The 19,917-nt window shown below is 67.8% G+C and carries 20 protein-coding genes; 11 read left to right on the top strand and 9 right to left on the bottom strand.

Annotation, left to right across the window (positions count from 1 at the left end):
• Nucleotides 1-6: 6 nt before the first annotated feature.
• Complete coding sequence (locus ABZ004_RS20975; protein WP_355681921.1) at nt 7-972, top strand: alpha-ketoacid dehydrogenase subunit beta; 966 nt, start codon at nt 7-9, stop codon at nt 970-972.
• Complete coding sequence (locus ABZ004_RS20970; protein WP_355681835.1) at nt 969-2,297, top strand: dihydrolipoamide acetyltransferase family protein; 1,329 nt, start codon at nt 969-971, stop codon at nt 2,295-2,297. Before ABZ004_RS20975 ends, ABZ004_RS20970 begins: the two co-directional genes overlap by 4 nt.
• Before the next feature lies 1 nt (nt 2,298).
• On the opposite strand, the gene ABZ004_RS20965 is transcribed toward ABZ004_RS20970, so the two are convergent.
• Together ABZ004_RS20965 and ABZ004_RS20960 are read right to left on the bottom strand one after the other, a co-directional pair.
• Entirely contained in the window at nt 2,299-3,006 is a 708-nt protein-coding gene (locus tag ABZ004_RS20965) for a TetR/AcrR family transcriptional regulator C-terminal domain-containing protein (RefSeq protein WP_355681834.1), read from the bottom strand.
• 90 nt (nt 3,007-3,096) lie between these two features.
• Nucleotides 3,097-3,897 carry a serine protease gene (locus ABZ004_RS20960; protein WP_355681832.1) on the bottom strand — a complete coding sequence of 267 codons (801 nt, stop codon included), beginning with the start codon at nt 3,895-3,897 and terminating at the stop codon, nt 3,097-3,099.
• 272 nt (nt 3,898-4,169) lie between these two features.
• On the opposite strand from ABZ004_RS20960, the gene ABZ004_RS20955 reads away from it, so the two are divergent.
• The 3 genes from ABZ004_RS20955 to ABZ004_RS20945 all read left to right on the top strand — a co-directional run bounded on the left by ABZ004_RS20955 (nt 4,170) and on the right by ABZ004_RS20945 (nt 7,276).
• Complete coding sequence (locus ABZ004_RS20955; protein ID WP_355681830.1) at nt 4,170-4,622, top strand: MarR family transcriptional regulator; 453 nt, start codon at nt 4,170-4,172, stop codon at nt 4,620-4,622.
• 75 nt (nt 4,623-4,697) lie between these two features.
• On the top strand, nt 4,698-6,017 hold the full coding sequence (locus tag ABZ004_RS20950; protein ID WP_355681828.1) for a DUF1800 domain-containing protein: 1,320 nt from the start codon (nt 4,698-4,700) through the stop codon (nt 6,015-6,017).
• A gap of 8 nt (nt 6,018-6,025) precedes the next feature.
• On the top strand, nt 6,026-7,276 hold the full coding sequence (locus tag ABZ004_RS20945) for a DUF1501 domain-containing protein (protein ID WP_355681826.1): 1,251 nt from the start codon (nt 6,026-6,028) through the stop codon (nt 7,274-7,276).
• Here the strand turns inward: ABZ004_RS20945 and ABZ004_RS20940 are convergent.
• Both ABZ004_RS20940 and ABZ004_RS20935 read right to left on the bottom strand, forming a co-directional pair.
• Nucleotides 7,249-8,562, bottom strand: a complete 1,314-nt coding sequence (locus tag ABZ004_RS20940; RefSeq protein WP_355681824.1) for a HAMP domain-containing sensor histidine kinase — start codon at nt 8,560-8,562, stop codon at nt 7,249-7,251. The genes ABZ004_RS20945 and ABZ004_RS20940 overlap by 28 nt on opposite strands.
• Nucleotides 8,563-8,618: 56 nt before the next feature.
• Nucleotides 8,619-9,290: a response regulator transcription factor gene (locus ABZ004_RS20935; RefSeq protein ID WP_355681822.1), complete on the bottom strand. Its 672-nt coding sequence runs from the start codon at nt 9,288-9,290 to the stop codon at nt 8,619-8,621.
• 107 nt (nt 9,291-9,397) lie between these two features.
• On the opposite strand from ABZ004_RS20935, the gene ABZ004_RS20930 reads away from it, so the two are divergent.
• Entirely contained in the window at nt 9,398-9,577 is a 180-nt protein-coding gene (locus ABZ004_RS20930; RefSeq protein ID WP_355681820.1) for a DUF3099 domain-containing protein, read from the top strand.
• A gap of 7 nt (nt 9,578-9,584) precedes the next feature.
• Here the strand turns inward: ABZ004_RS20930 and ABZ004_RS20925 are convergent, their stop codons facing one another.
• On the bottom strand, nt 9,585-11,111 hold the full coding sequence (locus ABZ004_RS20925) for a hypothetical protein (protein WP_355681819.1): 1,527 nt from the start codon (nt 11,109-11,111) through the stop codon (nt 9,585-9,587).
• A gap of 110 nt (nt 11,112-11,221) precedes the next feature.
• Complete coding sequence (locus ABZ004_RS20920; protein ID WP_355681817.1) at nt 11,222-12,133, bottom strand: cation diffusion facilitator family transporter; 912 nt, start codon at nt 12,131-12,133, stop codon at nt 11,222-11,224.
• Between the two features lie 60 nt (nt 12,134-12,193).
• Here ABZ004_RS20920 and ABZ004_RS20915 point away from each other — a divergent pair, with 60 nt between their 5' ends.
• From ABZ004_RS20915 to ABZ004_RS20895, 5 genes are all read left to right on the top strand, one after another.
• A complete protein-coding gene (locus ABZ004_RS20915; RefSeq protein ID WP_355681815.1) occupies nt 12,194-12,787 on the top strand; it encodes an XRE family transcriptional regulator in 594 nt (197 codons plus the stop codon).
• Nucleotides 12,788-12,926: 139 nt separating this feature from the next.
• Nucleotides 12,927-14,090 carry an FAD-dependent oxidoreductase gene (locus ABZ004_RS20910; protein ID WP_355681813.1) on the top strand — a complete coding sequence of 388 codons (1,164 nt, stop codon included), beginning with the start codon at nt 12,927-12,929 and terminating at the stop codon, nt 14,088-14,090.
• Nucleotides 14,087-15,844 (top strand): FAD-dependent oxidoreductase, encoded by a 1,758-nt coding sequence (locus ABZ004_RS20905; RefSeq protein ID WP_355681811.1) that lies wholly within the window; start codon nt 14,087-14,089, stop codon nt 15,842-15,844. Before ABZ004_RS20910 ends, ABZ004_RS20905 begins: the two co-directional genes overlap by 4 nt.
• Nucleotides 15,841-16,743, top strand: coding sequence for a dihydrodipicolinate synthase family protein (locus tag ABZ004_RS20900; RefSeq protein ID WP_355681809.1), 903 nt, complete (start codon nt 15,841-15,843; stop codon nt 16,741-16,743). Before ABZ004_RS20905 ends, ABZ004_RS20900 begins: the two co-directional genes overlap by 4 nt.
• Nucleotides 16,740-17,741, top strand: a complete 1,002-nt coding sequence (locus tag ABZ004_RS20895) for a proline racemase family protein (RefSeq protein ID WP_355681807.1) — start codon at nt 16,740-16,742, stop codon at nt 17,739-17,741. Before ABZ004_RS20900 ends, ABZ004_RS20895 begins: the two co-directional genes overlap by 4 nt.
• On the opposite strand, the gene ABZ004_RS20890 is transcribed toward ABZ004_RS20895, so the two are convergent.
• From ABZ004_RS20890 to ABZ004_RS20880, 3 genes are read right to left on the bottom strand one after another with little or no spacing between them, the layout of a single operon-like run.
• On the bottom strand, nt 17,731-18,561 hold the full coding sequence (locus tag ABZ004_RS20890) for a biotin-dependent carboxyltransferase family protein (RefSeq protein WP_355681805.1): 831 nt from the start codon (nt 18,559-18,561) through the stop codon (nt 17,731-17,733). The two genes, ABZ004_RS20895 and ABZ004_RS20890, sit on opposite strands and share 11 nt — an antisense overlap.
• Nucleotides 18,558-19,163 carry an allophanate hydrolase subunit 1 gene (locus ABZ004_RS20885; protein ID WP_355681804.1) on the bottom strand — a complete coding sequence of 202 codons (606 nt, stop codon included), beginning with the start codon at nt 19,161-19,163 and terminating at the stop codon, nt 18,558-18,560. The genes ABZ004_RS20890 and ABZ004_RS20885 overlap by 4 nt, the downstream gene beginning before the upstream one ends.
• A complete protein-coding gene (locus ABZ004_RS20880) occupies nt 19,163-19,915 on the bottom strand; it encodes a 5-oxoprolinase subunit PxpA (RefSeq protein WP_355681802.1) in 753 nt (250 codons plus the stop codon). Before ABZ004_RS20880 ends, ABZ004_RS20885 begins: the two co-directional genes overlap by 1 nt.
• Between the last annotated feature and the right edge of the window lie 2 nt (nt 19,916-19,917).

Here is a 19,917-nt window from a genome sequence, read left to right as displayed (position 1 = left end):
TTGACGATGGCGCAGGCGTTGAACCAGGCGCTGCGGGATGCGATGACGGCTGACGACACTGTGCTGATGTTCGGTGAGGACGTCGGGGCGCTCGGTGGGGTCTTCCGGATCACCGACGGGCTGACCGCGGAGTTCGGCGAGGACCGGTGTTTCGACACGCCGCTGGCCGAGTCGGGCATCGTCGGGATGGCGGTCGGGCTGGCGATGAACGGGATGCGGCCGGTTGTCGAGATGCAGTTCGACGCGTTCGGGTACCCGGCGTTCGAGCAGGTCGTGTCGCATGTCGCGAAGATGCGGAACCGGACCCGCGGCCGGGTCGCACTGCCGATGGTGATCCGGATGCCGTACGCCGGTGGCATCGGCGGGGTCGAGCACCACTGCGACTCGTCCGAGAGCTACTACGCGCACACCCCGGGGCTGACCGTGGTCGCGCCGGCGACGGTCGCGGACGCGTACACCCTTCTCCGCAAGGCGATCGAGTTCCCCGACCCGGTGATCTTCATGGAGCCGAAGAAGCTCTACTGGGCCAAGGAAGAGGTCGACCTGACCGTCGAGCAGCCGGGGATCGGGACCGCCGTCGTACGCCGGGAAGGGCGCGATGCGACTCTGATCGCCTATGGTCCGTCGGTGCCGATCGCGCTCGAGGCCGCCGAGGTGGCTGCCGCGGATGGACGGTCGCTGCAGGTCGTTGATCTGCGGTCGATCGTGCCGTTCGACGACGAGACGGTCTGCGCGGCGGTTCGTAGTACGGGCCGGGCGGTTGTTGTTGCGGAGGCGAGTGGGTTCGCGAGTGTGTCGTCGGAGATCGTGGCGCGGGTGACCGAGCGGTGCTTCCACTCGCTGGCGGCGCCGATCCGGCGGGTGACCGGGTTCGACATCCCGTACCCGCCGCCGAAGCTGGAGCGGCACCAGTTGCCGGGCGTGGATCGCATTCTCGACGCGGTCGACGACCTGCAGTGGGAGGACTCGTGAGCACGCAGACGTTCCTGCTGCCGGATCTCGGTGAGGGGCTGACCGAGGCGGAGATCGTGCGCTGGCTGGTCGCGGTGGGCGACGTGGTCGCGGTCGACGCGCCGGTCGCCGAGGTCGAGACCGCCAAGTCGGTCGTCGAGGTGCCGTCGCCGTACGCCGGTGTCGTCGCCGAACTCCACGGTGACGCCGGGACCACGATCGACGTCGGCAAACCGCTGATCACGATCGGCATCCTCGCCCCCGCCGCCGAAACCTACCGCGAGGAAGAAAAAGCCGGCTCCGGCAACGTCCTCATCGGCTACGGAACCCCTGAAGGCGGGGCAAACGGCCGCCGTCGCCGCCGGAAAACGTTTGCGTCGGATGGCATCGCCGGACGGCCCGCGGACGCGCGCGAGGCGACCGCGCCGGCAAGCTCGGCCGACGCCGGTGCGGCGCGAGTGCCTTTGGTGATTTCGCCGTTGGTGCGGCGGCTTGCGCGGGATGCTGGAGTGGATCTGAGCGAGGTGGGTGGGTCTGGGGCTGGTGGCGTGATCGTCCGCAAAGATGTAGATGCGGCGATTGCCGCTGGTAGGCAGGCTGAGCCGGCGGCGGCTTCTGCTGTTGCACGGGTTCCGGCTGAGCGGACTGGGTTGGCCGAGTTGCGGCGGGTGGGGATGTCTGGGTTCCGGAAGGCGGTGGCGGCGACGTTGAGTCGGAGCCGGGCTGAGATTCCGGAGGCTACTACCTGGGTGGATGTGGATGCGACGGCGTTGGTCGAGCTGCGGGAGTCGTTGCGGACGGCAACTGATGCGGGACCCGGATTGCTGGCGTTGATGGCGCGGTTCGTGGTGGCGGGATTGCAGAAGTATCCGGAGTTGAACGGGTTCGTCGACACCGAGCGCGAGGAGCTGGTTCAGTACGACGGGGTGAACCTTGGGTTGGCGGCGCAGACGGAACGCGGGCTCGTCGTACCGGCTGTTGCGAACGCGCATGCGCTCACGGCGCGCGGGCTCGATGCCGAGATCCGGCGGCTGACAGCGTCGGCGCGGGAGGGGAAGCTGACGACGCGGGAGTTGTCCTGCGGCACGTTCACGCTGAACAACTACGGCAGCTTCGGGGTCGACGGGAGCGCGGCGATCATCAACCACCCGCAGGTCGCGATCCTCGGCGTCGGCCGGATCATCGACCGACCCTGGGTGGTGGACAGTGAACTGGCGATCCGCAAGCTCACGCAGCTCTCGCTCGTCTTCGACCACCGGGTCTGCGACGGCGGCGTGGCAGCAGGTTTCCTCCGCTTCGTCGCCGACGCCTTCGAGAACCCCGCCTCAGCCCTAGCCGACCTCTGAATCAGCGGAGTTGGCGGGGGCGGAGGCCTATCAGGATGGCTCGGAGGCCGGCGTTGAAGCGGGCTTGGGGGCCGGCTAGGTCTTCGCGGTTGAGGTAGGCGGCGAGGGTGGCGGCGCCTACGCCTAGCTGGTCGCCGGCGGCGTCGGCCCATTGTTGTTCGGTCATGCCGCTGCGCTGGACGGTCGCCGTCCAGGCGGCATCGGTGACCGCGGCTCCGACGACGTAGTGGAAGACCGCGGAGACAGCCGCATCGAGGTGGACGCCCTTGAATCCGGCTGTGTGCAGGATCGTCAGCACGCGTTCGGCGTACGCCTGATAGTTCGGCCCGAGTCCCGCATGGCTCGCGAGCAGCTGTGGCGCCCAGGCGTGCTGCCCGAGTACGTCGTACGCCGCTCGCGCGAGCACGGTGAGCCGATCACGCCAGTCGCCCTCGTCGGCAGGCACCAGCGCCTCGCCGATCACGGTGTCGACGACGAGCTCGAGCAGGTCGTTCTTGTTCGCGACCCGCCAGTACAAGGCCGACGTCGCGGCCGTCCCGAGCTCGGTCGCCATCCGGCGCATCGACAGTTTGTCGAGCCCGTCGCGATCCAGCAGCTCGATCGCCGTCCGGACGATGTCGTCCCGGCTCAACGGCGCCCGCGTCTGCCCCGGCTCCGCGCGCAGCCAGACCGATCCCAGTGCTGTTCTCTCGTCCGCTTCCCGTGCCACGGTCGGACAATACAGTGTTTCAGGAAGTGACACGCTGTATCAGAAAAGCCGATGGCCGATCCCCGTGGGACCGGCCATCGGCGAACCAGGTCAGCTGTCGATCTGGGTCTGCAGTGCGGTGGCGTACGTCGCGACCTCGGCGTACACGCCCGGGTTGCCGGCGTCCGCGCAGCCGATGCCCCACGAGACGATGCCGAAGAGCCGGCCGTTCAGGACCAGCGGACCACCGGAGTCGCCCTGGCAGGAGTCCTTGCCGCCGCTCTTGTAGCCGGCGCAGATCTCGCCGTTGGCGACGTAGCCGTCGCTGGCGTACACCTGGCCGCAGTACGCGTCACCGAGGACCGGGACGAGGACCTTCTGGAAGCGGTCCGCGGGGCCGGTGCCCTCGGTGTCGCCCCAGCCATAGACGGTCGACTGGGCGCCGACCGCGTCCGCGGCGCGGCTGGTCTCCAGCGGCAGCGTGGCGACCCCGGTGAACGGCGTGCTCAGCGTCATCACCGCGACGTCGTGACCGGCCACCCGACCGTACTGCGGGTCCTTCCAGATCTTGGAGATCTTCGAGGTCTTGCCGCCGGTGCTGACCTGCAAGTTGTCCCGGCCCTGGATCGCGGTGTACGTGCTGCGGGCCTCCTCGACGCAGTGCGCGGCGGTGACGATCTTGTTCGCCTTCACCAGCGTCGCGCCGCACCACTGGCCGTACCGGTCGGGCGAGCCGCTGTTGTTCAGCGCGATGGCCCAGGGCGCCTGCGCGGTGCTGGCCAGCGATCCACCGACGATGTTGGTGGTGGGCGGTGGGGTCCGGGCTTCAGCGGTGCCGACGGCGCCGGCGGAAGCGAGGGCGACCGCGGCCGCGACGAGAGCCGCACGGGCGAACTTGAGCTTTCCTGTCATGTTTCACACTCCAGGGTGAACAATGTGGCCGCAAGGGCGGAGCAGCCATGTGCGGAGAAGAGTCACCCGCGCACAGTCCGTAGCGCAAGCGATTGCTTGGGCACATCGGTGACGTCGCAGTCCTGTGTCACATTGGCATGGCTTCTTCTCGCCTCGAATGTAGTCTTGTAACTGTTACCGGCGTCCGCGATAGTTGCACACGCGGGCTATTGCATAAGCGCCATGCTGCCTCATGCAACGGTAGCGATCAAGGGCGGGGCCGAGGAGGAGCAGTGGGACTACCGGATGGCGCCGCCGAGGCGCGCGCGCAAGGCTGGCGGACGCTGGCGGCGCTGCATGCCCGGATCGAGGACGAGCTGGAGCGCGCGCTGCAGAAGCAGCACGGGCTGTCCGTCAGTGAGTACAGCGTGCTCGACGTGCTCGCGCGGCAGGACGACTACCACCTGCGAATGAACCAGCTCTCAAACGCGGTGGTGCTCAGCCAGTCCGCAACGACCCGTCTGGTCAACCGTCTTGAGGACCGCAAGCTGCTCGAGCGCTACCTGTGCCCGACAGACCGCCGCGGCATCTACACCGAGGTCACCCGGGCCGGCCGTGACCTGCTGGACCAGGCCCAGCCGACGCACGACGCGGTACTGACTGCTGCTCTCGACAAGGCAGCTGAGCTTCCTGAGCTCTCTCCGCTGGTCGACGCCTTGGCAAAGCTGGCTCTGCCCGTCAGCTGACAGCGGCTGTGGGTTGGCTGAAGATGTCGGCTCGATCCTGGTCCGGTGGGGAGTCCGCTGGTCAGGATCGGGGGTATGGGTGAGATCAGCGAACGGGCCGCTGTCGGGCGGTTGCATGACCGGCTGGGCTTCGGCTTGGGGCCTGGGGATGCGGCAGCTGGGTACGACGCTGCCGTACGACGGTTGCTCGCGGCGGCCGATGAGAGTGCAGCGAAGCCGGCGCCTGAACTGAAGGCACCGGTCGACCGACCCGGCAAGGGCGAGAAGCTCAGTAAAGAAGCGAAGAAGGCTGCGAACAAGGCCCGGGTTGCCCAAGAAGTGCAGGTGACCGGGTGGTGGCTCGACCGGATGGTGTCGAGCGGGGGAGCGGTCAACGGGCCCGCCGGTGCAGCTACTGAGCGGCTGACCTGGTTCTGGCATGGGCACTTCGCGACCAGTGAGCAGAAGGTACGGAGCCCGCAGTTGATGCTGGCGCAGAACCAGACGTTCCGGAAGTTTGCTCGGGGGAGTTTCACCGAGCTGGCGCGGGCGCTCGTGGTGGATGCGGCGATGATCCGGTGGCTGGACGGCAACGACAACCGGGAAGGATCGCCGAACGAGAACCTGGCGCGGGAGTTTCTCGAACTCTTCACGTTGGGAATCGGGCACTATGCCGAGACCGACGTGTTCGAAGGCGCCCGGGCGTTGACCGGGTGGACGATTCGGCGGAACTCCACGGAAGCGCGATTCGTGCCTTCGAGGCATGACTCCGGGTCGAAGACGATGCTGGGAAAGACCGGCAACTTCGACGCGAAAGGGTTCGTGGATCTCGCGCTGGCCAAGCCGGACTCGGCGCCGTTCGTGATCGGGCGGCTGTGGTTCCGGCTGGTGTCGGCGACTCCGCCGAGCGCCGCGACGATGGAGCGGCTGGTGGCGGCGTACGGCGTACGGCGTGACATCGGTGCGGTGCTGAAGGCGATCGTTGCGGAATCTGCCTTCAGGGACAGTACTTCGACGTTGGTGAAGCAACCCGTTGAGTGGGCGGTCGGGTTGATGCGGGCCCTCGGAGTGCAACCTTCCAGGCTTGATGACAAGACTCGGGTGAAGGTGCTCACGGGGTTGCGGGGGATGGGGCAGTTGCCGTTGCGGCCGCCGAGTGTCGGGGGTTGGCCGTCGGGTGGGAGTTGGCTGACCACGTCCGCCGGAGTGACTCGGTTGCAGCTTGCGCTCTTGCTGGCAAGGAATGCCGAGCTCGGTCAGTTGCAGAAGTCCAGCGCGCGCGTCGACGGCGTACGGGCTCTGCTCGGGGTCGATCACTGGTCCACGCGGACCAGGGATGCACTGGCCGGCGTGACCGAACCTGCGCAACTGGTTGCTGTTGCGGCTTGTGCGCCCGAATACGTAGTGAGCGGTTGAGGAGAATCATGGACAACCTGACGCGACGCCGGTTCCTGACGATGAGTGGGGTGACGGCTGCGGGTGCGCTCGCGGTTGGAGCGACCCAGGTGAGCTGGTCCGATCTGATGAATGCGGCGGTGCGGAATCCCTTGCAGAGTGGGGATTCCGTGCTGGTCGTGGTGACGCTGTACGGCGGGAACGACGGGTTGAACACGGTGATTCCGGCCGGCGATCCGGCGTACCAGAAGGCGCGGCCCGACTTGGCGTATCAGGCGGACGAAGTACTGGATCTCGGGGACGGGCTGGCGCTCAATCCGGGCTTGAAGGGGTTAAAGGGGTTCTGGGACGACAAGTCACTCGCGATCGTGCGGGGCGTCGGGTATCCGGATCCGGATCGCAGTCACTTCCGGTCGATGGCGATCTGGCAGACCGCATCGCCGAAGACGCCGGTGCCGACCGGGTGGCTCGGGCGCTGGCTCGATGCGACCGGTGCGGATCCGTTGCACGCGGTGTCGGTCGAGCCGACGCTGCCGCCGTTGTTAGCAGGGGCGACGACGGCGGCAGCGTCACTACCTGTGCGCGGGTTGAAATTGCCTGGCGGGAAAATCGGTACTGCGTTTGCTGCGCTGGGCGAGCCGAGTTCTGGCGAGGAGCACTGGCAGGCGTTGGCGTCCAAGTCGCTGCGGGATTTGCAGGAGGCGGTTCGGGTGCTGGGTGGTGCGGTGCACGATCAGGCGGAGACTCCGGATGATGAGGACGACGAGAAGACTCGCGGGGCTTCTGCGGGTGGTGGGTCTGCCTTGGGGGCTCAGTTGGAGTTGGTGGCTGGGTTGGTCGAGGCGAGGGTGCCGACTCGGGCGTACTCGGTTTCGCTGGGTGGTTTCGATACGCATGCCGATGAAAGGGGCACTCAGCAACGATTGCTGGGTGAGCTCGATGGTGCGTTGACGCCTTTTGTGCAACGGATGCGGAAGAGCGATCGGGGGCGGCAGGTCGTCGTACTGGTGTATTCGGAGTTCGGTCGGCGGGTGCACGCCAATGGGAGTGACGGGACGGATCACGGGACGGCTGGGCCGCTGTTCGTGATCGGCGATCGGGTGAAGGGTGGGTTCTTCGGGGAGCAGCCGAGTCTGACCGATCTGGACAATGGGGATCTCAAGGCGACGACTGATTTCCGGGATGTCTACGGGACCGTACTGCGGGATGTGCTCGGGGCTGATGCGGGGAAGGTTCTTGACGGGTACGACGGTCAGGTTGCCGGGTTGCTGAAGGTTTGAGTTGTTGGCAACGTGAGGCGGAAGGCGGCGCCCGGGTGACCGTCGGATCGGTCGAGGCAGACGAGTTCACCGCCGTGTGCGCGGGCGAATCCTCTGGCAATCGGTAGACCGAGACCGGAGCCTCGGCTGGCGTCGCCGTGCACCAGGCGTTGGAAGATCCGCTCTCTGTCTTCTGGTGGAACCCCTGGACCGTTGTCCTGGACAACTATCTCGGCTTCGTGATTGTGGATGATGCGGACCTCTACTTCACCAGTGCCGGCGGTGGCGTGGCGGGCGTTGTCCAGGAGGTTGGCGAGAATCTGGGTGAGGCGGTCGGGGTCGGCGTACAGGGTGACGTCGGGGCCGGTGAGGGTGATCTTCAGGGCGGGCGCCACCAGGTGGAGGCGGTCGAGTTGGGTGGTGGCGATCTCGTGCAGGCTGACCGGGCGGCGGCGGAGTTCGAGGCCGGCGTCGATGCGGGCGAGTTCGAGCAGGTCGGCGATCAGGGTGCCGGCCCGGCGGGATTCGCGGACCAGGAGTAGTTCCAGTTCCTCGCGGCGTTGGGTGGGGGTGTCAGGAGTCAGCTGGAGCAGGGTTTCTGCTGCGGACTGGAGGCCGGCTACCGGCGTACGGAGTTCGTGGGCGGCGTCGGCGACGAACTGGCGCATCCGTTGTTCGGAGCCGCGGGCGGTGTGTTCGGCGCCCTCGAGGGAGTCGAGCATCTCGTCGAAGGCGGCGGCGGTGCGGCCGAGCTCGGTGTCGGTGCGGGTCGGTTGGAGTCGTCCGCCTCGTCGGCCGGCGGCGATGGAGCGGGCGAGCGAGGTCATCGCGTCGAGCGGGGCCAGGGCGAAGCGCATGCCGAGGATGAGGGCGAGGGCGGTGATGAGCAGCGCCGCGGCACCGGAGAGGAAGAGGACACGGCGGAGGGTGCGGCTGGCGCCGTCGAGCAGGGAGGTGTCTGAGGTGAGGACGAGGGTGGCGCCGCGGGTGCGCTGACCGCCCTGCAGGGTGGTGCGGACCTCGCGGATCTGGCCGGTCGGCTCGATCGGTGGGGCGCCGAATTGCTGGCCGGTGCGGAGGGTGAGCGTCACGCGGATGCCGTCGGCGTCGATTCGGCGGACGAGGTTGGTGGGGGCGACGTTCTGGCGGGCGAGCTGCTGGGCGAGTTGAGCACGGCCGTTGAGCAGGGTGTTGAGGTTCCGCTCGGCCTGAGCGTCGAAGATCGCTTTCACCGCCAGACCGGTGATCGGCAGGACTATCAGGAGAACGACGAGCGCCGTCAGAGTCACCCGCCGCCGCAAAGACACAGTCCGCAGTTTTGTCGGTGAAGGCTGAAGGGTCGGCAGCGACACGGTTGGCTCGCTCATGGGGTGGGGGCTCGGAGGATGTAACCGGAGCCTCGGATGGTGTGGAGGAGGCGGGGGCCGGTGGATTCGAGTTTGCGGCGGAGGGCGCTGACGTGGACCTCGACCAGGTTGGCGGCGTAGTCGTCGTAGCCCCAGACGGCGGCGAGGATCTGTGCCTTGCCGACAACCTTGTCCCGGCGGCCGGCCAGGAAGGTCAGGAGTTTGAGTTCGGTGGCGGTCAGGTCGATGGGCTGACCGGCGCGGGTGACCGAGTTCGCCTCGATGTCGATCAGGAGGTCGCCGATCTCCAGCACTGTGCGAAGGCGGCCCATACGGCGGAGTACGGCCTCGACGCGGGCGATCAGCTCGGCCAGGACGAACGGCTTCACCACGTAGTCGTCGGCGCCGGTCCGGAGACCGTGGAGCCGGTCCTCGACGGCGTCCCGGGCGGTCAGCAGGACGATTCCGGCGCTCGACAGACGGCGTACGAGCTCCAGCAGTTCGAATCCGTCGCGCCCGGGCAGCATCACGTCGAGCAGCACGAGATCCGGCCGGAAGGAGGCGAGGTCGCGCTCGATCGAGCTGCCGTCGGGGCGCGTCAGGACGAGGCACCCGGTCTCTTCCAGGGCGATCCCGACCGCGGTCCGGATCGCCTCCGCGTCCTCGACCACCAGGACCCTCGCCGCCATCCGCCCATCGTCGCATCCGATCCCGGAACCCGCCGAGCCCACCACGGCAACCTTCAGCAGAACTTCAGCGGCGTGAGTATGGTCGAAGGAGGCGGAAGGATCAGGTGATGAAGCGAGCGACCCGCGTGAGGGCGTACGTCTGGCTGATGGGTAGCTGCCTGACTCTGATCGGCCTGGCCTGGTTCGTGGTGCGCCTGATCTCGGTACCGGTTGCGATCGGCATGAGCTGCGTTGCCGCCGTCATCCCACCCATCGCCGTCATCGTTGCCAACCGCCCCGACGACTGAGGCAGCTTCAGCCGGGATCTGTTCGATGGGAGGCGCGGCGGGTGCCGTTGTGGTCGACGTGGAAGATGTAGCCGTGGGGGCTGGTCCATTCGAGGGTGTGTTTGCTGATGCGGCGGACCTTCCAGTGGCCGTGGGTCTTGAGGCGGTGGCTGAAGCGGCGTAGTGGGGTGAGGTTGTCGGTGGTGGTTTGTTCTGTCGGGCTTTCCGGCGTGTAGGGCTGGATGTGGTCGAGGTCGGTGGAGCTGGTGGTTTCTCCGGTGCCGTAGGGGAACTGCTCGACGGGGTAGCGCAGATCGATGTGCTCGCGGATGTGGGTGGGGATCTCGTAGGCGTGCACGCTGGCGGCCGTGTTGAGGTCGATCACCGGGCGCACGACGATGCGGTGATGGCCGAGGAGTTCCTCGAGTCGGTCCGCATAGACAGGTCCGTAGCCTTCGACCCGTGCGACACCGCCACCGGCGAGGAGCGTCTCGTCGGTGATGTGCAGGTTGACCACGGTCTGGTAGGTCCGCCGTCGGTCAGGATGATCGCGCCGAGCGGCGTCGATCGTGCGGCGGAGTTCCTGGCGTGCGGCAGCGTCGTCGATCGGCGCCGGAGGTGGGGCCGCATCGAGCGTTCGGTCGCAGTCCTCCGGATCTTGATCGGCCGGGTCCGGACGAGGTATGTCGCGATCGGCTTCGTCGTCCGCGCCGGACCCGTCGTCGACAGCGTCCAGGAGGGCCGCGGAGGCGGCCGTGGCGGTGGGCTGGGTGGTGTCGGCGAGGCGCTGGGCGGCTGCGGCGAGGAGATCGGCGGCGAGTTCGGGGTCGGCCAGGAGGCCGGCCGCCTTCGCGCGGCGTTGGTCGAGAGAGGCGCCATCACCCAGGGCGGCCAGGGCCTTGGCGAGTTGGGCGATGGTGGCATCCAGTTGGATGACGTCGCCGGTTGCGGCCTTGATGAACAAGGTGGTGGTTCCGTGGTCGTCGGTGCGGCCGACCCACACGCCACGTTCCTTCGCCATTTCTTCTGCTTTCGCCTTGGCGGCGTCGGGATCGGCGTCCCAGCTCGCGGCCTTGATGATCTTCTTCAACTGCAGCAAGGTCACCGAGTCGATGATGTCGGCGACTCGACGGTCCACGATCGCGGCAGCTTCCAGCGACAGCGTTACGCAGTCCTGAGCCAGTTGCAGAGCCTTCCACCCGGTTGCGTCGCCGGCCCGGACCCGTTCCCAGGTGAGCGGGAACCGGTACTCCAACGCGACCGACTGACCGATGAACATCGCTGCTGAGCCGGCCGACCGGCCGATCACGGCGCCGAACTCGGCGGCGGCGAATTCCGCGATCTCCGGGCAGCCGACGCCGCCGTACACGCGCGTTTGTTCACCGCCGGGCAGGCCGTCGTCGCGGACTCTGGCGGGCGACGGGTGCAGGCGGGCGAAGTGCTGGGCCGACAAGATCAATTCGAGTTCGCTTCGCCGCTGCAGCTCATGGGCAGCAGCGGCCCGGGCGAGGGTCTCGGCGGCGTCGCAGTCAGCGAACTCGAAGGCGGGGAACATGTGTTCGACTATACGCCGCACGGGTGTTAGGCAACAAATGGGGAAGAGGCCGGTTTGCCTTGTCCACAAGGGGAAACGTCACACCCGACCGGGAGGCAAAAGCGTGTAGGTCAAGAGGGGGTCGGATCGAGGAAGAGGTGGCGGACGGTGGGGAACTCGCGGCGTACCTGGGTGTCGATCTGGTCGGCGAGTTGCTCGATCGCGGCGCCGGTGGTCTCGGAGTCGTCGAGGTCGACCCGGACGACGACCAGGACCTGGTCGGGTGCCAGCCGGAGGCTGAGTAGTTCGACGACGGCGTCGATGCCCGGCGTACCGGCGATCTCGGCGCGGATCTGTTCCTCCACATCGTCCTGCAGTGCCTTGCCGACCAGCATCGCCATGTTGTCCCGGCCGAGCGCGATGGCGACCACGATCAGCAAGATGCCGATGGCAACAGATGCCGCCCCGTCGAAGAATTCCTGGCCGGTGACCGCGCTCAACGTCACACCGCAGGCCGCGAGCAGCAGGCCGATCAGCGCCGCGGAGTCTTCGAAGGCGACCGTCTTCACCGCGGGCTCGGCGTGCTCGCGGAGGTGCTCGAGGGCGGGCCTGCCGTCATCGGCGGCCTCACGGTGGAGTTGCCGGACCGCCTTCAGCCAGGACACCCCTTCGAAGACGAACGAGACGACGAGTACGCCGTACGCGACCAGCAGCATCGCCACCGGCTCGGGATGCACGATCGCGCGGACGCCTTCGACGATCGAGAAGCCGGCGCCGAGGACGAAGATGGCGACGGCCGCGAGCAGAGCCCAGAAGTACCGTTCCATCCCGTAGCCGAACGGATGGTTACCGTCGGCAGGTTTGCGGCTGCGCCGGATCGCCGTCATCAGGAACACCTGGTTGAGGGTGTCCGCGACCGAGTGGGCCGCCTCCGCCAGCAGGGCGGTCGAGCCCGAGAGTAGTCCGGCGATGCATTTGGCGACCGCGATCGCCAGATTCGCCGCGCCGGCCAGCAGTACTGTTCCTTCGGATTCGTCAGCCATCAACCGGCTCGGTGCCCGCGGGACGGCGGAGTCAAACCGCTGGTGTGGCATGCTCCCCGGGTGGGTGGTCACGGTGCGGGGCGGGTGCTGGGGGTCAATCTGCGTGCGCGGCGCGACGAGCAGGGGATCTCGTTGTCGGAACTGGCGCGGCGGTCGGGGATCGCCAAGGGGACGCTGTCACAGTTGGAGTCCGGAGCGGGCAATCCGACGATCGAGACGGTGTTCAGTCTGTCGAACGCCCTGGGCCTACCGGTCTCGGCTCTGCTGAACGAACCGCCGGCCACCGACCTGGTCGTCGTCCGGTCGAGTGAGCTGGATGTGCTGAGCGGCGACGCGGTGGATCTGCGGATGCTGCGGCGGCTCGAGCATCCCGGCAGCCTGTTCGAGATCTACGACCAGCGGATCCGGCCGGGCGCGGTTCAGCAGTCGAGCGGTCATCCTGGGACGGAGCATCACGTCGTTCTGTCGGGCTTACTCAGGCTCACCACGCGGGGGCGTGTGCACGAGATCGGGCCTGGGGACTATCTGGCGTTCCGGGCGGACGGGGCGCATGAGTATGAGGCGCTGGACGGTCCGGTGACGTCCGTTCTGCTCCTCGAATACCCCTCCGACCTCACCACTCCCAGCCTCACCTCGATCCACCCGCCGAGCTGACGACTGCTCGGTGCCGCAGCGGTGAAACCACCCGGCGAAGGCTGAGCCGGACGGTGCCGTCGGAGCTAGGCATTGACCGCAGGCGTTCGGCGGCTCTACGCTCGGAGCGTTCATTCTATTGAACGGCGGTGAGTGGGACGTGCGTGCGGCCGATGTTGTCGTGGTCGGTGCCGGGATCATCGGTGCTGCCTGCGCGGAGGCGCTCTCGGCGGCCGGCGTACGGGTGGTCGTCCTCGATCGCGGGGCGCCGGCTTCCGGCACGACTGCTGCTGGTGAGGGCAACGTCCTGGTCTCCGACAAGGAGCCAGGAGCTGAGCTGGATCTCGCGATCGCGTCCCGTCGTGAGTGGCCCGTCGTGCTGGCTCGGTTGCCGGAGCGGACGGCGGATGTCGAGTGGGAAGCCAAGGGCGGTCTGGTCGTGGCGACGACGGAGCCTGGGCCGCTCGAGAAGTTCGCTGCCAACCAGCGTGCGGCGGGCGTCGACGCTCGCGTGATCACTCCGGCGGATGCGTTCGAGCTTGAACCGCTGCTCACGAGGGCTGTGACGGCCGCTGTGTTCTACCCTGAGGATGCGCAACTCCAGCCGGTCTTGGCGGCGACGGCACTGCTGGCCGCAGTACGGGCTCGTGGTGGTGAGGTGCGAGCGGGCGTCACGGCACAGTCCGTACGCCGTGACGCGGGTGGCCGGGTGATTGCGGTGGAGACCGATGCGGGGGTGATCCCGTGCGGCGCCGTACTCAATGCGTGTGGGCCATGGGCCGGATCGTTCGGTACTGCGGCGGGTGGAGCGATCGAGATTCACCCGCGGCGGGGGATGATCCTGGTGACTGCGCCGTTGCCGGAATGCGTTCGGCACAAGGTGTATGACGCGGATTATGTCGGGGCTGTCGGTAGTGGTGATGCGGAGTTGCAGACGTCCACGGTGGTTGAGTCGACTCGTGCTGGGACGGTGCTGATCGGGTCCAGCCGGGAGCGGATCGGGTTCGACGATTCTGTGCGGGTAAAGGTGTTGCGGGAGTTGGCGCGGAAGGCGGTCGGGCTGTTTCCGTTCCTTGCTGGGGTTGCGGTGATGCGTGCGTACGGCGGGTTTCGGCCGTATGCGCCTGATCATCTGCCGGTGATCGGTCCGGATCCGCGGGTGCCGGGTCTGTGGCATGCGACTGGGCATGAAGGGGCCGGCATCGGGCTTGCTGCTTCAACGGGACGGTTGGTGACCGAGCTGTTTCTCGGGCTGGAACCGCATGTTAATCCGGCGCCGTTCCGTGTGGATCGGCCGGCGGTGGTTCAGGTGATGGCGGTATGAGTCCGTATCTTCGTTCTTTTGCAGATGATCCGGCGGAGCCGCGTGCTGAGGAACCCATCGCGGTTGTGGTCGATGGCGAGCAGGTCGAAGCGCTGCCTGGGCAGACGGTTGCTGCCGTGTTGATGGCGGCCGGGCGTGAGTCGTGGCGATCAACCTGTACTACGGGTCGCCCGCGCGGCGTCTTCTGCGGCATCGGCGCCTGCTTCGACTGCTTGGTCGTCGTCAACGGCACTCCAGATGTTCGCGCCTGCCAGCGCACAGTCGCTGCAGGCGACAACATCACTAGCCAGGCGGGAGCGGTCCTCCCGGAAAGCGCAGGGGGCGTGGTGGGGCCAGGCGCCGGGAGCGCGGGGTCCGGGAGGCAGACACCTGGGCGGGGACGGGGTGTCGTGGATGTTGTGGTGGTGGGGGCGGGGCCTGCGGGGGTTGAGGCGGCCCTGGCTGCTGCTGATGGGGGTGCTCGGGTGGTGCTCGTGGATAGCGGGCGGCGGGTGGGTGGGCAGTTTCGGCGGCAGTTGCCGGTGGAGTTCAATGCCGGGAAGCCGGAGCGGTTGCAGCATGGATGGGGTTCGTTCCGGAAGCTGGTGGATCGGCTCGAGAGGCATCCGCGGATCGAGGTGTTGACCGAGAGTTCGGTGTGGGCGATCGAAGCCGGCTATCGGTTGTGGGTGCAGAGTGGCGCGGTGGATGCGGTGGGTCGCGAGATGCAGGCGATCGACGCGAAGGCCGTCGTACTGGCGACTGGTGCCTACGATCGCGTGCTGCCGTTCCCTGGGTGGGAATTGCCCGGGGTCTACAGCGCGGGCGCGGCACAGGCGTTGGCGAAGGGTCAGCGGATCGCGGTGGGGCGGAGGGTGTTGCTCGCCGGGACTGGCCCGTTCCTCTTCCCTGTTGCGGAGTCGTTGCTGGGTGTCGATGCCGAAGTGATTGCCGTATTGGAAGCGAATCGGTTGGCCCGGTCGGCCAGAGGTTGGCTCAGCGATCCCCTGGTGCTTCCGGGGAAGACGCGCGAAGCCGCGCAGTACGCCGCGATGTTCGTCCGGCACCGCATTCCTTTCCTGCAAGGAAGAACTGTCATCGCCGCGCACGGGCGTGATCGCGTCGAAGGCGTGACGACGGCGGAGCTCGACAAAGACTGGCATCCGATCCCCGGCAGCGAGCGCGATCTGGAAGTGGATGCTGTCTGCCTCGGCTTCGGCTTCACCGCCCAGCTCGAACTCGCGGTCTCGGCCGGCTGCAAGCTAGGGCAGGGGCCCGATGGCGGACCAGCTGTTGAAGTCGACCAATACCAGCAGACCTCGCAGGCCGGCGTCTTCGCAGCCGGTGAGTTGACCGGCATCGGTGGTGCCGACCTGGCCGCTGCCGAAGGGCGCGCCGCCGGGGAAGCCGCTGCGGCCTATCTGAACAACCAGATGCCGAGGGCAAGTCGCCAAGTTGCCAAGGGCAAGCGATTCGCGCAGGCGCTGGCAGAGGCCTACCCGATCCAGCCTGGCTGGCGGAGTTGGAGCGGTGACACCACCGTCGTCTGTCGCTGCGAAGAAGTGACGCGCGGGCAGATCGAAGAGGCGGTCGCCGATCGCGACGTCACCGGACAGCGCAGTCTCAAACTCACCAGCAGGGTCGGCCTCGGGCTGTGCCAGGGAAGGGTCTGCTCGCGGACCACCGCCGAGCTCACCGGTATCCAGGCCGACCATCGCCGCCCGATCGCAGTACCGATCAGACTTCAAGATTTAGCCAACGTGGAGGAACTGTGACCGAGAAGCTGGACGGCGTGATTGTCGCCACCGCACTGCCGTACGCCGAGGACGCGAGCGCGCCTGCCGGTCTGCGACCCGATCTCGATCGGTACGCCGAGCACTGCCGCTGGCTGGTCGAGAACGGCTGCCGCGGCGTCGGTCCGAACGGGTCGCTGGGTGAGTACTCCTCGCTCAGCGACGACGAACGCCGCGCGGTGGCGAGGACGGCAATCGATGCTGTCGGCAACGATGGGGTCGTGGTGGTCGGCGTGCACGGTGTCGGTGCCCACCAGGCCAGGAGCTGGGCCGAGAAGGCGGCCGAGGACGGCGCGGACGGCGTACTGTGCCTGCCGCCGACCATGTATCGCGCGAACCGCTCCGAGGTGATCCACCACTTCACCGAGGTCGCCAAGGCCGGCCTGCCGGTGATGGTCTACAACAACCCGCTCGACACCAAGGTCGACCTGACGCCGGATCTGCTCGCCGAGATCGCGCAGATCGAGAACGTCGTCGCGGTGAAGGAGTTCTCCGGCGACGTCCGGCGGATCCTGGAGATCAAGGAGCTCGCGCCGGACCTGGCCATCGTGGCCGGCGCCGACGACCTCACCCTGGAGGCTCTGCTGATGGGCGCGACCGGCTGGTTCGCCGGGTTCCCGAACGTGTTCCCGAAGGAATCGGCGCGCTTGTTCGACCTCGCCGTCCAGGGCAAACTGCAAGAGGCGAAGGAGTTGTACGAGCCGTTGGTCGCGGCGTTCCGGTGGGACTCGCGGGTCGAGTTCGTGCAGGCGATCAAGTACGGCATGGACTACGTCGGCCGGTACGGCGGTCCGTGCCGGCCACCGCGCGGTCCGCTCGTGCCTGAGCACGTCGCGCAATTGGAGCAGGACATGAAGAAGGCCGTGGAGTCACTGCGATGAGGTCGGTCCGAACCATCACCGCGATCGATTCGCACACCGAGGGAATGCCGACCCGCGTCGTCACCGGCGGCGTCGGGGTGGTGCCGGGCGCGACGATGGCGGAGCGGCGTGAGTACTTCCTGAAGCACCTCGATCACCTGCGGCTGTTCCTGATGAACGAACCGCGTGGGCACGCGGCGATGAGCGGCGCGATCCTGCAGCCGCCGTCGCGGCCGGATGCCGACTGGGGCGTCATCTACATCGAGGTCTCCGGCTGCCTGCCGATGTGTGGACACGGGACGATCGGCGTCGCGACCGTGCTGGTCGAGTCGGGGATGGTCGAGGTGACCGAGCCGGTGACCACGGTCCGGCTCGACACCCCGGCCGGGCTGGTCGTCGCAGAGGTTGCCGTCAGTAACGGTCGCGCCGAGCACGTGACGCTGCGCAACGTTCCGTCGTACAGTCATGCACTGGATGCGACCGTCGACGTCCCTGGTTTGGGCCTCATCACTTACGACCTCGCGTACGGCGGGAACTTCTACGCGATCCTGCCGCTGGAGCAACTGGGCATCCCGTTCGACCGGGCCGAGAAGGACCGCATTCTGCAGGCAGGGCTGGACATCATGGCTGCGATCAACGCGACCGATCGCCCGGTCCATCCTCTCGATCCCGGGATCAGCGGCTGCAAGCATGTGCAGTTCACAGCACCCGGCGAGGACGGCGCGGACTCGCGGAATGCGATGGCGATTCACCCCGGATGGTTCGATCGATCGCCATGCGGGACGGGGACGAGTGCCCGGATGGCTCAGCTCCACGCGCGCGGCGAACTGGACCTGCACACCGACTTCGTCAACGAGTCGTTCATCGGCACCCGCTTCACCGGCCGGCTGGTCGAGGAGACAACGGTCGGGGACCGGCAGGCCGTCGTACCGACCATCACTGGTCGGGCATGGATCACTGGTACGGCGAACTACCTGCTGGATCCCGATGACCCTTTCCCGACCGGCTTCACGCTCTGAAACAGGCGGGTTGACCAGGGCGGAGTTGGGCGCAGAGCGGGATGGACGAAGCGCTGACGTAGGCGATGACGGGGTAGCCGCCGGTGACCGGGTGGTCGGCCAGGAAGATCACCGGGAGGCCGGACGGCGGGATCTGGATCGCACCGAGCGCCATGCCTTCGCTGGCCAGTTCGCCGTCGCGGGCGCGCTCCAGGGGTTCGCCGTCGAGGCGTACGCCGACGCGGTTGCTGTTGCTGCTCACGGCGTACCGCTGGGTGGTGAACGACTCCCACGCTGCGTCGGTGAACCAGTCGCGGCGAGGGCCTGGAGTCACGCGGAGGGTCACCTCGCCGCTGGGCGGATCGGGGACGGGAGCGAGGTCGACGCCGGGCATCGGGTCGTGGGCATGACCGATCTTCAGGGTCTGGCCGGGTTGCAGTGGTGCGGGACCGAGGCCGGACAGGAGATCGGTCGAACGGGAGCCGAGGACCGGCGGCACATCGATTCCGCCCCGTACGGCGAGGTAGCTGCGCAGGCCGCTGCGGGGCGGCCCGAAGCGGAGCAGCTCACCGGCACGTAGTACGGCAGGTGCATTGAGTGGTACGCCGGTGCAGGGTGCACCTGTGACAGCGAAGGTGAGGTCGGAATCGGCGTGCAGCACCAGACCGCCGAAGGTGATCTCGAGAGCGGCGGCGCCCGGGTGATTGCCGACGAGCCGGTTCGCCAGGGCGTAGGCAGTCGGGTCGCAGGCGCCGGACGACGGTACGCCGAGCGCGGCCTGGCCGATCCGGCCGGCGTCCTGGATCGTTGCCAACGGCCCGGTTTCGAGGACGGTAATCATCCACGGCCCGCGGCGGTGAAACGGATGCGTCGACCGGGATGGATTAGGGCGGCGGGGTCGCGATCCTGGTCGAAGATCTTGATCTCGGTGCGGCCGAGCAGCTGCCAGCCGCCGGGGGACTCGCGGGGGTAGACGCCGCTGAATTCGCCGGCCAGGCCGACCGCACCGGCCGGAACCTTCGTCCGCGGTGACTTCCGGCGCGGGATGTCCCAATTCCCTTTGCCGGTCAGGTAGCCGAAGCCAGGCGCGAAACCACAGAAGGCGACGGTCCATTCCTCGTCGGTGTGCCGCCGGATCACCTCGGCGGTGTCGCAGCCGAGTAGTTCGGCGACGTCCTGCAGGTCTTCGCCGTCATAGACGACCGGGATCTCCAGCAGGTCGCCCGTACTTCGACTGCCTGTCAAAGGCACGGTTGCGCCGAGTCTCCGAGCCAGCCCATCGAGGTCGCCGGTCGTCGTGACGAGTACGGTTCGGGCGGCAGGGACGATGTCGACGACACCGGCGGGTGGATCGGCGGTGAGCGCCGCGTAGAACCCGAGGACCTCGTCGAGGCTTGCGAGTTCGACCAGCAGAGCGTTGTCGCCCGCCGGCAGCAGTTTCATCAGGACGCGAACGGGCTCAGCGTGACGCCCGCTCCCTCCAACGACTGCCGCACCCGCCGGGCGATCTCGACGGCGCCCGGGGTGTCGCCGTGGACGCAGATCGACGCAGCTTCGACCTTCAGCGAACCGCCCTCGAAGTCCTGGATCGGTTCGCCGACAGCCATCGCCGTACTGCGGGTCGCGATCTCCCCGGCATCATGCAGCACCGAGCCTTCGAGTCGCCGGGACACAAGCGCACCGTCGGGCGTGTAGGCGCGGTCCGCGAACGCCTCATGGACGACGGTGAGCCCGGCGGCCGCCGCGAGCCGGAGCCAGGCCGAGCCCGGCAGGCCGAGGACCGGCAGTGAACGGTCGTAGTCGACGATGGCGCCGACCACGGCCGCCGCCTGCTCCTCGTGCGAGCCGATCGTGTTGTAGAGCGCCCCGTGCGGTTTCACGTACCGGACGCGATCGCCCGCGATCCGGGCGAAGGCGTCCAGTGCGCCGAGCTGGTAGACGACCTGGTCGCGCAGCACGGCGGGCTCGATGTCGATGAACCGGCGGCCGAAACCGGGCTTGTCGTCGTACCCGACGTGTGCCCCGATGGCGACCCCGCGCTCGACCGCCCGGCCGGTCACCCGGCGCATGATCGACGGGTCGCCGGCGTGGAAACCGCAGGCCACGTTGGCGCTGGTGACGACGTCGAGCAGGGCCGCGTCGTCACCCATCGACCAGGAGCCGAAGCCCTCACCCAGATCGGCGTTGAGATCCATCG

This window comes from Kribbella sp. NPDC006257, assembly GCF_040613535.1.
GTDB lineage: Bacteria > Actinomycetota > Actinomycetes > Propionibacteriales > Kribbellaceae > Kribbella.
The sequence above is the reverse complement of the archived record's forward strand: the minus strand, read 5'-3'. Positions and strand labels throughout refer to the sequence as shown.